The sequence below is a fragment of the Streptomyces sp. NPDC046977 genome (assembly GCF_040644455.1).
Taxonomy (GTDB): Bacteria; Actinomycetota; Actinomycetes; order Streptomycetales; family Streptomycetaceae; genus Actinacidiphila.
Map to the genome: position 1 here is coordinate 254163 of NZ_JBEYWO010000006.1, position 12120 is coordinate 266282.

General features: G+C 71.8%; 9 protein-coding genes. 7 read left to right on the forward strand and 2 right to left on the reverse strand.

Going from position 1 to position 12120, the window contains the following annotated elements:
• Positions 1-183 precede the first annotated feature (183 nt).
• A complete protein-coding gene (locus ABZ883_RS12265; RefSeq protein ID WP_360905518.1) occupies positions 184-3525 on the forward strand; it encodes a S8 family peptidase in 3342 nt (1113 codons plus the stop codon).
• A 66-nt stretch (positions 3526-3591) separates the two neighbouring features.
• On the opposite strand, the gene ABZ883_RS12270 is transcribed toward ABZ883_RS12265, so the two are convergent.
• On the reverse strand, positions 3592-5256 hold the full coding sequence (locus tag ABZ883_RS12270) for a PQQ-binding-like beta-propeller repeat protein (protein WP_360905519.1): 1665 nt from the start codon (positions 5254-5256) through the stop codon (positions 3592-3594).
• Between the two features lie 134 nt (positions 5257-5390).
• Entirely contained in the window at positions 5391-6389 is a 999-nt protein-coding gene (locus ABZ883_RS12275; RefSeq protein ID WP_360905520.1) for a glycosyl hydrolase, read from the reverse strand.
• A 220-nt stretch (positions 6390-6609) separates the two neighbouring features.
• Here ABZ883_RS12275 and ABZ883_RS12280 point away from each other — a divergent pair, with 220 nt between their 5' ends.
• The 6 genes from ABZ883_RS12280 (at position 6610) to ABZ883_RS12305 (ending at position 11817) form a co-directional block, all read left to right on the forward strand.
• Entirely contained in the window at positions 6610-6936 is a 327-nt protein-coding gene (locus ABZ883_RS12280; RefSeq protein ID WP_360905521.1) for a hypothetical protein, read from the forward strand.
• A gap of 44 nt (positions 6937-6980) precedes the next feature.
• Positions 6981-9149, forward strand: coding sequence for a bifunctional polysaccharide deacetylase/glycosyltransferase family 2 protein (locus tag ABZ883_RS12285; RefSeq protein ID WP_360905522.1), 2169 nt, complete (start codon positions 6981-6983; stop codon positions 9147-9149).
• Positions 9146-10384: an acyltransferase gene (locus ABZ883_RS12290; protein ID WP_360905523.1), complete on the forward strand. Its 1239-nt coding sequence runs from the start codon at positions 9146-9148 to the stop codon at positions 10382-10384. The genes ABZ883_RS12285 and ABZ883_RS12290 overlap by 4 nt, the downstream gene beginning before the upstream one ends.
• A 104-nt stretch (positions 10385-10488) precedes the next feature.
• A complete protein-coding gene (locus ABZ883_RS12295; protein WP_360905524.1) occupies positions 10489-10887 on the forward strand; it encodes a hypothetical protein in 399 nt (132 codons plus the stop codon).
• A 70-nt stretch (positions 10888-10957) separates the two neighbouring features.
• Positions 10958-11266, forward strand: coding sequence for a hypothetical protein (locus ABZ883_RS12300; RefSeq protein WP_360905525.1), 309 nt, complete (start codon positions 10958-10960; stop codon positions 11264-11266).
• A 104-nt stretch (positions 11267-11370) separates the two neighbouring features.
• A complete protein-coding gene (locus ABZ883_RS12305; RefSeq protein ID WP_360905526.1) occupies positions 11371-11817 on the forward strand; it encodes a hypothetical protein in 447 nt (148 codons plus the stop codon).
• The last annotated feature ends 303 nt before the right edge of the window (positions 11818-12120 follow it).

Here is a 12120-nt window from a genome sequence, read left to right on the forward strand (position 1 = left end):
CCGATGGTTCCACCGATGCGCCCGGCTCCGCAATCGCGCCGGCCGACGGGGTCCTCGTTGACAGGTCTGCGCCGGACCAGCACCATCATCATTCCACTAATCAGATAGCTAAATGGTGAAGCGGGTGTGCCGCGCGCGGCTCGCCCGGAGAAACCCGAAGAAACCCGAAGAGAGAGGCATGTCTTGGAGCGCAAGAGACGAGCGACAGGAGCCGCGGTCGCCCTCGCCCTGGCCACCGCCCTGCTGAGCGGTACGCCCGCGGTCGTCGAGGCCGCCCCCGTCGACGCAGGACCGGGCGCGGGGCCCGGGCCGTTGCCGGACACCGGCAGGACGGTCACCCTCGTCACCGGTGACAAGGCGGTCCTGGACGCCGGCGGAAAGGTCGTCGGCATGCGGCCCGCAAAGGGCCGCGAAGGCACGGGATTCCGTATATCCCGGGCCGCCGACGGGGACACCTACGCCATACCCGGCGACGCCGAGCGGCTGGTCGCCGACGGCACCGTCGACCGGCGGCTGTTCGACGTGACGCGCCTGGTGGGTCTGGGGTACGACGACGCCTCGCGGTCCGATCTGCCGCTCATTGTCACGTACCCCAAGGGGCGGTCCCTCGCGGCGCGTTCGCTGGCCGGCTCCGGCGCCGAGGTCAGCCGGGACCTCCCCAGCGTCAACGGCGACGCCCTGCGGGCCCGCAAGTCCGAGGCCGCGACCCTGTGGCGGACCCTCACCGGTGCCGCCGCGCCGGCGGGCCCCGCGCTCGCCGCAACTCCGGCGAAGGCCGCGAGGATCTGGCTCGACGGCAAGGTGAAGGCGAGCCTGGACCGCAGCACGGCGCAGATCGGCGCCCCCGAGGCATGGGCCGCCGGCTACGACGGCAAGGGTGTCACCGTCGCGGTCCTCGACACCGGGGTGGACGCCACCCACCCGGACCTGAAGGACCGTATCGACGCCCAGAAGAACTTCTCCGGCACGCCGGACACCGTGGACCATGTCGGCCACGGCACTCATGTGGCCTCGATCGTGGCGGGGTCCGGGGCCCGGTCGGGCGGGAAGTACAAGGGTGTCGCGCCCGGCGCCCGCCTGATCATCGGCAAGGTGCTCGACGACACCGGCGAGGGCGACGAGTCCGGCATCATCGCCGGCATGCAGTGGGCCGTCGCCCAGGGCGCGAAGGTGGTCAACCTCAGCCTCGGCGGCCCGGACAGCCCGGAGACCGATCCGGTCGAGCAGGCCGTGGACGAGCTGTCGGCCTCGTCGGGCGCCCTCTTCGTGATCGCCGCGGGCAACAGCGGCCCCGGCACGTCCACCATCGGCTCCCCGGGCAGTGCGGCGGCCGCGCTCACCGTCGGCGCGGTGGACCGCGACGACACCGTCGCCGACTTCTCCAGCCGGGGCCCCGCCGCGGACGGCGCCCTCAAGCCCGACCTCACCGCCCCCGGTGTGGACATCGTCGCCGCGCACGCGGCTGAGGGCGTGGAGGGCGACCCGGCGGCCGACGGCTACGTCTCGATGAGCGGTACGTCGATGGCCACCCCGCACGTGTCGGGCGCCGCCGCGATCATCGCCCAGGAGCACCCGGACTGGAACGGCGAGCGGATCAAGGCCGTCCTCACCGGTTCCGCCGAACCGGCCGCGGGCGTCTCCGCCTTCGTGCAGGGCACCGGCCGCACGGACCTCGGCCGCGCTGTGGTCCAGCAGGTGACCGCGGGTCCCGCGCTGGGCTTCGGCATCGCGCAGTGGCCGCACGCCGACGACCGGCCCGTCACCAAGGAGCTCACCTACCGCAACGACGGCGACCGGCCGGTCACCCTCGACCTGGCGGCGGACGCGCGCGGGGACTCCGGACAGCCCGCCCCGGACGGCATGTTCACAGTGACGCCGCAGCGGCTCACCATCCCGGCCGGCGGCACCGCGACCGCCTCCGTGACCGCCGACACCCGCGTGGGCACGGCCGACGGCGCGTTCGGCGGCGCCGTCACCGCGACCGCCGGGGAGACCACCGTCCGGACCGCCATCGGTGTCGACCGCGAGCCCGAGTCGTACAACCTCACGGTCAAGCACCTCGATCTGCACGGCAGGCCGACCGGCCTGTCCGCGACGGGTGTGTACGCCCTCGACGGCGACCTCTGGCAGGACTACTCCGACGACGCGGACGGCGAGTTCACGGTGCGGCTGCCCGCGGGGCGCTACGCCCTCGAAGGCCGCATCTACCCCGAGTCCGACCCCGCCGGCGGCCGGCTGTCGCTGCTGGTCCAGCCGAAGTTCGCGCTGACCCGTGACACGACCCTGGTGATGGACGCCCGCAAGGCCAAGCCGGTGCGCATCACGGTCCCCGACCACGCCGCGGTGCACACCGGCGCCGTCTTCGACTTCGGCGTCGCGAACGGCGGATCCGGCTACATGTCCACGTACGACATCGGCGACTTCGCCAAGCTGCGGGTCGGGCAGCTGGGCGCCCGGCTGCCGGCGGGCGAGGCGTTCGCGCAGTACAACGGCACTTGGAGCCACGGCGCGGTGGACTACCGGCCCGCCTGGAACCGTACCGGCGACCTGGCCGGGTTCACCGCGAACCTCCGGCCGCAGGACTTCGCCAGGATCGCGCTGACCGTCGGCGAGCCCGCCGCGGGCAAGTCCATGAGCCTGGTCGCCGCGCCCCGGATGCCGAGCGACTCCTGGTACGCCGCGTCCGTGGAGGAGGGCACCCTGCCGCGCGCCGGCACCGAGTACGTCCTGCCGGGCGTGAAGTGGCAGTTCGCCGTCTACCAGTCGGGCGCCCCGGACGCGTCGGGGGAGCCGCAGTGGGACGGCGGCCAGACCGACACCGCGGCCAGGTCCTACAGCGCGGGCAAGACGTACACGCAGCGCTTCAACTTCGGCGTCTTCGGCCCGCACCTGATCCGTTCGGGAGACCACGCGGCGGGCGCGACCCGTCGCGGCGACACCTTCACCGCCCGTGTGCCGCTCTTCTCCGACGGCGCGGGCCACGCCGGCGACTCGGTGTACAGCAGGGCCAGGAGCGCGCTGTACGCGGACGGCAGGCCGGTGTTCACCTCGGACGCGCCCCTGGACGGCATGGCGGCCACTCTCCCCGCCGGGCGTCGCACCTACCGGCTCACCACCGATGTCTCCCGCCCGGCCGCCCTTTCCGCGGTCAGCACCCGGGTGACCGCCGAGTGGACCTTCCGCTCCGCCCACGCGGCCGGGGACACCGGGACGTGGCTGCCGCTGTCGGCGGTGCGCTTCACGCCCCGGCTGACAACGGCCAGTACGGCAAAGGCGGGCGCGGTCTTCACGGTCCCGTTCACGATCGAGGGCGCGGCCACCGCGCGCACCGTGCGTTCCCTGCGGTTCGCGGTGTCCTACGACGACGGCAGGACCTGGAAGCCGGCCAGGGCCGTCGACGGCAAGCGGCTCGAACTGCGGCACCCCGCCCGTCCCGGAACCGTCTCGCTGCGCGTGACACTCACGGACACCGACGGCAACACGGCCAAGCAGACGGTCTACCGCGCCTACCGCACCACCAAGTAGGCACGTAGCCGCCCCGCTTCACGGGCGGGCCCCGGGCCGACGGCTCGGGGCCCGCCCGTTCCGGGTTCACCGGAACATCCGGGCACCGCCGTTCCTGCCCTGCGCGCCGAGTTCCAGCACTCCGCCGTCGTCCGGCAGTACGTACACGGTGCCGGTGCCCGTGCCGACGACGCCGGAGCCGGCGATTCCGGACGGCAGGGCCGCGACGGGCGTGAGCGCGCCGGTGCGCGGCTCCAGCCGGACCAGCTGCGGGGACCCGGCCGAGGACACCGCGTACACCGCGTCGTCCCCCGCCACCGCGGTGGCCAGCGCGGCCGAGTGCAGGGTCCAGAGCTTGGCGCCGCTGGTGACGTCGAACGCGTCGACCTCCAGGTGGTCCGCGCCCAGTGCCGGGGTGACCAGGACGTCCCCGACGAGCCGGGCGGAGTGGTCGGCGTCCGTGTCGTTCCCGGTCATGGTCTGGGAGTCGCCCACCGCCAGCTTGCGGCTGCCGCCCGAGGCGGTGAAGACCCGGGTGCTGTCCTCGTCCGGGGTGTGCAGGGACGCGATGAGGGGCGAGCCGGAGAAGGCGTGCAGCACATCGGTGTGCGTGCGCTGCCGGTGGGCCCAGAGCAGTTTCCCGGTCCTGCCGTCGAAGGCGCGCAGCGTGAACTGGTCGGCGTGGTCGGCGCAGTAGTCGTCCACGAGCACGACGCCCGCGCTGCCCGACGCCCGGACGTTGCAGTAGTCGCCCCGGGCGCGGTAGCCCCACACGGTGCGGCCGGTGCGGACGTCGAGACCGCCGAGGAAGTTGCCGCTCACGATCGTGGCGACCTCGCCCTGGAGGTAGGTCCGGGCGGACGTCGCCGTGCGGTGCCCGCGGTCGACCAGCGGACTGGTCCACAGGATCCGGCCGGTGGCCGCGTCGACGCCCGCCAGCGACGTGCAGGAGTTGCCGTCCGTGCCGAACGCGACCGTCCCGGTCCCGTCCTTGGAGAGCGTCGGGGACATGGCGCAGGGGACACCTGCCGCCGACCGGGGCAGGGAGGCCTTCCACGCCTCGCTGCCGTCGGACAGGTGGTAGCCCGTGACGCCGCCGCGGGTGCTCGCCCGGATCAGCAGCTCCGGGGTGACCCAGCTCCCGACGAGGGTGTCGTCGGCGGCCGGCGCGGGCACCTGCCACACCTGGGTGAGCTGCCGGGACGCGAGCGGCGGGGCGTCCTTGCGGTCCAGGGCGACGGCGGTGGCACCACCGGCCACGAGCACGGCGAGCGTGAGCGCGATACCGGCCGCGCGCTTGCCCCTGCGGGGCGCGCGCACCGGCCCGGTGCGTACCGGTACGGGCAGCGGCGCGGACTGCGCGGCCGCCGGGACCGCTTCGGCCGCCGGCCGCGGAACGACGACGCCGGACGAGGGCTCCGCCCACTCGGGAGGCAGCGCCCAGCCGCCCGCCTGCTCCCCGGAGTCCGTCCGGGCACCGTGCGGTTCGCCCACTCCCGGCGCGGGGTCCGGGTCGGGCCAGGGGTGCTCGGGGACGGGCGGGACGGTGCCGCCCACGTCCTGGTCGTACGGGTCCCGCTGGAGCCGGCGGGAGTCGCGGTGCTGCGGTTCGCCGTGGCGTGCCGGCCAGGCCTCCCACGGCTCCGTCCCACCCTGGGCGGGCTCCGGTCCGCCCTGCCCGGGCGGCGGCCAGGAACCCCGGCCCGGGTACTCCCGCGGAACACCCCGTTCCGGCGGCCCTTCCGTCGTCATCCGCGTACTTCCGCTCTGCTCGGTCTGGGTCTGGGTCTGGGTCTCGGTCCTCGTGTCGTGGCCTCGGCTGCCCCGACGCGTCGTCGCGGAGGCGCACCGGCCGGACGCACGCGCGGCCGGTCCGCCTCCCGGACTCAGTCGTCCTTGAGCGGATGGCCGAAGCCGGCCCGCTCGGACTCCACGCGGAAGGCGGCCTGCGCGCCCACCGATGTGTCGATCCGCCAGTCCATCGGCAGTGAACTGCCAGGCCAGTTCTTGCGCTGGTCGTACCAGACCAGTCCGATGACGTCCGCCTTCGCGGCCTCCGTGAACAGGTCGCGGATCTGCTCCTCCTTGCGGCCGCTCTCCGCCACACCGGTCTCGGTGATCAGCACGGGACGGTCGGCGAAGCGCGCGATCTCGCGGAGCGTCGGCGTGAACAGGCTGGAGAAGGCGACGCCGTCGACCGGCCCGTAGTAGCCGATGACGCCGGCCCAGTCGACGTAGGCGTCGCCCGGGTAGTAGGGGCGCAGCGGGGCCCGGGAGCCGGAGTCCACCACATGCGGGCTCCACACCCAGATCACGTTCTTCGCGCCGGCGTCCCGGACGACGTCGTGGACGTGCCGCCAGGCCGCGACGAAGTCGGCGGCGGTGGCGTGGCCCGGCCCCCAGGAGTTCCAGGGGCTGTTCATCTCACCGGCGAAGGACAGCGCGAGCGGGCCGTCGTAGTCCGCGATCTGGCGTGCGAAACGGTGGATCCAGGCGTCGTCCGCGCCCTGGGCGATGTCGGACAGCGCGGTGTCGGAGGGCGTCAGCTCCAGCATCGGGAGCTGCCCGTGCTGCCACAGGAAGGCGTTGCCCTCCGGGTCGAAGTCCTCGCCCCAGGACCCGTAGTACTCGCGGATGTCGGGGGCGCGTCCCGCCTGCTTGGTGAAGGTGGTGACGATGCCGTACTGCCAGGGGGTCTTGTCGTCGACGACGCCCAGCATCCGGCCGGCGGGGTGCCGCAGCGAGGAGACGTCGAAGGGCGTTGCCGGGGCGCTGGGGGAGGCTCCGTCGGCGGCCTGGCCGCCGCACGCGCACGCGAGGACCGCGACGCCGGCCGCGAGTGCCGCGGCGGCCGCCAGACGGCCGAAGCGGTGGGTGCTGGGCATACGAGGCGTTCCGATCCGGCAGGCGGAGAAGTGCTTGACCACCGGGAGTGTAGGAGACCCGCAGGGGGATCTACACATTTTCATTTCAGTAAGATCACATAGTTGGGCAGGGGATCCGGCAAATCGAACATATAGTCCGCTATTCGCCGCCGCGTTGGACTAAGTTCTGCATCCGACCCCTCGCGCGGCGACGCGTTCACGGAAAGCCCGAGGTCCTCCAGTGACCAGCACGCTCACCAAGGCCGAGACCTCGCCCGTCTTCGTCGACCGGACGGGGCGCCGCGGACGGCGGTTGCGCGGCCTCGGCTGGCTGCTGGGCCTCGTCCTCGTCGGCTTCGTCCTGGCCATGATCTCGGGTCTCGTGGGAACCCAGTCGCACGCGCCGGCCTTCTCGATCCCGTCCACCGCGGACACCGCGGAGCCCGGACAGTACGTCAACGCACCGCTCCCGTCGGCGCCGCTGGGAGCCGGTCCCGCGACCGGCGCCCCGAGCGCCGCTGGCGGCGAGGCGGCCACCCCCACCGGGGCCCCCGCCTCGGCCCCGTGACAACCCGACGTCCCGACCGCAGCACGCGACACACCAGGAAATCCATGTCACGCCACCAGCGCCAACGGCAGTCCCTTCTGCGGCCGCGCCGACTCGCCGCACCACCGCTGCGCTTCTTCCTGCCGGTGACCGTCCTGGCGACCCTGCTGGCGCTGCTCGTGCTCCGCGGTATGGCCGGCAACGAGGTCTTCCACGACGAGCGCATCGCGGTCTCCGTGAACAAGGACGCGGTGCCCCGCAGCGTGCTCGTCGGCGGTCCGCTGGTCGACGCGCGCGGGGACAGGAACGACAAGCCGGTCAGCTACGCGATCCCCGACAAGACCGTCGTGCTCAGCTTCGACGACGGCCCGTCGACCCAGTGGACGCCCAAGATCCTCAAGGTGCTCGAGCAGCACGACGTCCGCGCGGACTTCTTCGTCACCGGCGCCATGACCACCCACAACCCGGCGCTGATCCGCAAGATCGTGGCAGGCGGCCACGAGATCGGGCTGCACACCTTCACCCACCCCGACCTCGCGCTGCACTCCGGGACCCGGCTCACCTGGGAGCTCGGCGAGACCCAGCTCGCCCTCGCGGGCGTCGCGGGCATCCACTCCAGCCTCTTCCGCCCGCCCTACTCGTCCACGGCCGACGCCCTCGACGACTGGTCCTGGCCGGTGACCAAGGACGTCGGCGCGCACGGCTACCTGACCGCCTTCATCGACAAGGACACCGACGACTGGAAGCGTCCCGGTGTCGACGCCATCGTCAAGGCGGCCCTGCCCGACCTGGCCGGGCAGGGCGAGATGATCCTGCTGCACGACGCCGGCGGCGACCGGTCGCAGACACTGGCCGCGCTCCCGGTCATCATCGACAAACTCAAGGCCGAGGGCTACCAGTTCAAGACCATCAGTGAGGCGCTCGGCACGGCCCCCGCGAACACCCCGGTCACCGGCTACGACCTGTGGGCCGGCAAGGCGTTCCTGTGGTGCACCGCCTTCTCGATGAAGGTGATGCCCTTCCTGGTCGTGCTGCTCGCCGTCGTCGGGGTCCTGGTCTTCGCCCGCTTCGCGCTGATGCTCGTGCTCTCGCTCATCCACGTACGGAGGACCCGCAGGCCGGGCTTCTCCTGGGGGCCCGCGGTGACCGAACGCGTCAGCGTGATCGTGCCCGCGTACAACGAGCAGGAGTGCATCACCAACACACTGCTCTCGCTGGCCAGGAGCGACCACCCCATCGAGGTCATCGTCGTCGACGACGGGTCGACCGACGACACGGCGGCCATCGTGGAGAGCATGGACCTGCCGATCGTCCGGCTCATCCGCCAGCCCAACAGCGGCAAGCCCGCGGCCCTCAACACCGGCGTGGCCGCCGCGTCGGGCGACCTTGTCGTGATGATGGACGGCGACACCGTCTTCGAACCCGGGACCGTCCGCGAACTGGTGCAGCCCTTCGCCGACCCCCGCATCGGCGCGGTGGCCGGCAACGCCAAGGTCGGCAACCGGGACACCCTGATCGGCGCCTGGCAGCACATCGAGTACGTCATGGGCTTCAACCTCGACCGCCGCATGTACGACGTGCTCGACTGCATGCCGACCATCCCCGGAGCGGTCGGCGCGTTCCGCCGCAGCGCCCTGGACGCGGTGGGCGGAATGAGCGACGACACGCTCGCCGAGGACACCGATGTGACCATGGCCCTGCACCGGGGCGGGTGGAAGATCGTCTACGTCGAGAACGCCCGGGCCTGGACCGAGGCGCCCGGCAGCATGAGCCAGCTGTGGTCCCAGCGCTACCGCTGGAGCTACGGCACCATGCAGGCGATGTGGAAGCACCGCCACGCGGTCCTGGAACGCGGCGCCGCCGGCCGCTTCGGGCGCGTCGGCCTGCCCTTCGTCGCCCTGTTCATGGTGCTCACCCCCCTGCTCGCGCCCGCCATCGACATCGCGATGGTGTACGGGGTGTTCTTCGTCGACCCGGCCAAGAGCCTGGGCGCCTGGCTCGCGGTCCTGACCCTCCAGGGCTTCTGCGCCTGGTGGTCCTTCCACCTGGACCGCGAGAAACCCTGGCACCTGATCACGCTGCCCGTGCAGCAGGTGGTCTACCGCGTGCTGATGTACATGGTCCTGCTCCAGTCCTGGATCACCGCCCTGACCGGCGGCCGGCTGCGCTGGCAGAAGCTGCGGCGCACCGGCGAGGTCGGCCTCGACGTCACCACCTCGGAGATACCGGCATGAGCGCGGTCAACTTCGGCGCACCCGGCGTCGACGAATCCTCGAAGACGCTGACGCTCCGCGTCCCCCACCTTCCCGAACTCGCGGAATCGCCCCCGAAGCCGGCCGGCCGCGACCGCTACCTCGACCTGCTGCGCGCGCTGGCCCTCGTCCGCGTCGTGATCTACCACAACTTCAGCTGGACCTGGCTGCCCCTGGTCTTCCCCTCCATGGGCGTGATGTTCGCGCTGGCGGGATCGCTGATGGCGCGGTCGCTCAGCCGCCCCGCGCTCGGCGTCATCCGCAGCCGCGTCAGGCGCCTGCTGCCCCCGATGTGGCTCTTCGGCGCCGTGGTGGTGACCGCCATGATCATCGACGGCTGGGGCCCGCACACGACCGGCCACCCCCACCGGTGGTGGGGCGAACTCGCCTTCTGGATCATGCCGCTGAGCACACCGCCCTTCGCGGACTCCCTCCACGGCTTCGGCGGCCACCTGCCCACGACCTGGGCCGAGCAGATCACCGTCCCGCTCTGGTACCTGCGCGCCTACCTCTGGTTCGTGCTGCTGTCCCCGCTCATGCTCAAGGCGATGCGCCGGCTGCCCTGGGTCACCCTGCTCGCCCCGCTGGCGCTGTCGGCACTCCTCAACTCCGGCCTGGTCGACCAGTCCGGCCGCATCATGGAGACCGCCACCGACTTCACCACCTTCGGCGCGTGCTGGCTGCTCGGCATCGCCCACCACGAGGGCCTGCTGCGCCGCATCCCGCAGTACGTCGTCCCCTCGATTGCACCGTTCGTCCTCGTCGCCGGGTACTGGTGGCTCCAGCAGCAGCCGGTGGACAACCCCCGGATCGGCGCCGACCTCGAAGCCGTACCGCTGGCCCAGGCCGTCTGGTCCTTCGGGTGCGTGCTGCTCCTCCTCCACCTCAGCCCCTCCTGGGAGCAGTGGCCGAAGCCGCTGGAGCGGTTCAACGGGGTCATCAGCCTGCTCAACTCGCGTGCCGTCACGGTCTACCTGTGGCACTGCGTGGCGCTGGTGCTCTGCGAGCCGCTGATCGACCCGCTGTGGAGCAACGGCTTCTTCTACGCCCACATGCAGTGGCTGCTGCGGAGCCAGTGGTTCCCGCTGATCGTCGCCGTCCCGCTCATCGCTCTCGCGATCGTTCTCTTCGGCTGGATGGAGGACGTCGCCGCCCGCCGCAGCCCCCGCCTCTTCCCGTACCCCCGCAAGGCCAGGGGCCGCCGCCGCCGCGGCTAGGCACGCCTGGTCCCCGGGCAGGGCGTCCGGAATTCGCCCTGCCGAGCGGGCGGCTTGCGGACAGCCGTCTGCTCGGGAGCCATCAGGAACAGGAGTAGACAGCCATGGCTTCGTCGCTGGAGGCGATCGGGGGAGTGGAGCAGAAGCTCGGCATCCACTTTCCCCAGGACTACAGGGGCTTCGTCGCTGAAGAGCCAGTTGAGACTGGCCGATGGTCGTCCACTGGTGACTGCATCATCTTGAACCCAGTGGACGAACTGCCCGGAATCAACGAGGCGGCCGAGTTGGCGACCCGCCTCCCGGGCGCTGTGATCATCGGCGGCGACGGGAGCCGTGAGTTGCTCGTGTACGACTTCCGGCGGCAGCCTCCGCCGTTGCTGCTCGTGGACGTCTCGGCCGGGTCCTGGGCCGATGGAATCCTGCAAGCGGAATCGTTGACCGCACTGTTGGGTCGGTTCCCTGAGCAGGGGTGGATCTGGGACCAACCGATCGTTGCGGAATGAAGCGCTCGGCCAGAGGATCGTGTGCTGCGAGGAAGCGATCTCGACTGGGCAGCGGAGGATGGGACACCTGATGGCGCAGTGGTGGCTCCTGCGGGAGGAGGTCCTGATCGGCGAGCTCAGTGAGCATGGTTGCGATCAGCCCTTCTTCCTGGCGCGCTTCACCCCGGGGCCCGGTTGGGAGAGCGTGGGGGCGTTGTTCGAGGCATGGGCGGCCCTTGAGGGCCCGGACCCGGACGGGTCTCGAACCGTCGCTGTCCTCAGGCCGTTGCAGGACTTGGAGCTCAGGCTGGCTCCGGTCGACGGCCGGCAGCCTCCGTTGCGGGTCTTCCGGAACTGCCTGCTGAGTATCGACGGGTCCGAGGCCCGCCTCCGCTACTGACCCGGCGGTTGGTGCGTCTGCCGGAAGTCGCCGTGGACAGATGAGGCGGCTCCGCGAAGCCTCTCGGGCCGATGTGCTCTCCAGAAACCGGCGGGACGGCACGCATGGACGACGACCTGTTCTCCTATGGCAAGGAACTGTGGTTCGCCGCCCGGCAGCCTGCCGAGACCGGGCCTGTCCTGAATCTGGTCGGCCTCTACGAGGCCCGGCCCGGGTGCACCCAACAGGACGCCCAGAGGCAGGCCGTCGCTTTGCGCGACCGTGTCCTGGCCCGCTTCGTCGAGGTTCGTGACATCGTCCAGCAGACCGCTTCCGAGCCGCTGCGCCGCTATCTGTCCAACCTGACCTGCCTCATCCGCGGCAATTACGAATGGGGCATACGGGCAGGCCGCTACACCGATCCCGACGGCCGCCACCCCGGCGCCGTACGTGTGGCGACGAGCCCCGTCGCGGACATTCCCAGCGCGATCGGCGCACCCCCGGACATCCCTTGCATCGGCTGGTGGTGGCACGCGCTGCCCACCAACACCTCGGCCTCGGAGCAGAAGTGAAGGACCTGCGTGCGATCCCCGCAGCTCCCCACGCGCTTCCTCTGGCCGGTCACCTGGTGCGGTTGCTGCGGGATCCGCCGGCGTTCCTGACCTCCCTGCCCGACCACGGGGATCTGGTCCGCATCCGGTTGGGGCCGCTCACCGTCGTCGTGCTCTGCGACGCGGAACTGACCCGTCACGTCCTCACCAGTGACCGCGCCTTCGACAGAGGCGGTCCCGTCTACGATCGTGCGCGGGAAGTAGCGGGCAACGGGCTCCCCACCTGTCCGTACAGCGCGCACCGTCGGCAGCGACGGCTGATCC

What these genes read in the sequence shown, in the direction of transcription:
- ABZ883_RS12295 (WP_360905524.1), top strand. Translation starts at nt 10,489, where the DNA reads ATGGCTTCGTCGCTGGAGGCGATCGGGGGAGTGGAGCAGAAGCTCGGC.
- ABZ883_RS12305 (WP_360905526.1), top strand. Translation starts at nt 11,371, where the DNA reads ATGGACGACGACCTGTTCTCCTATGGCAAGGAACTGTGGTTCGCCGCC.
- ABZ883_RS12285 (WP_360905522.1), top strand. Translation starts at nt 6,981, where the DNA reads ATGTCACGCCACCAGCGCCAACGGCAGTCCCTTCTGCGGCCGCGCCGA.
- ABZ883_RS12270 (WP_360905519.1), bottom strand. Translation starts at nt 5,256, where the DNA reads ATGACGACGGAAGGGCCGCCGGAACGGGGTGTTCCGCGGGAGTACCCG.
- ABZ883_RS12290 (WP_360905523.1), top strand. Translation starts at nt 9,146, where the DNA reads ATGAGCGCGGTCAACTTCGGCGCACCCGGCGTCGACGAATCCTCGAAG.
- ABZ883_RS12300 (WP_360905525.1), top strand. Translation starts at nt 10,958, where the DNA reads ATGGCGCAGTGGTGGCTCCTGCGGGAGGAGGTCCTGATCGGCGAGCTC.
- ABZ883_RS12275 (WP_360905520.1), bottom strand. Translation starts at nt 6,389, where the DNA reads ATGCCCAGCACCCACCGCTTCGGCCGTCTGGCGGCCGCCGCGGCACTC.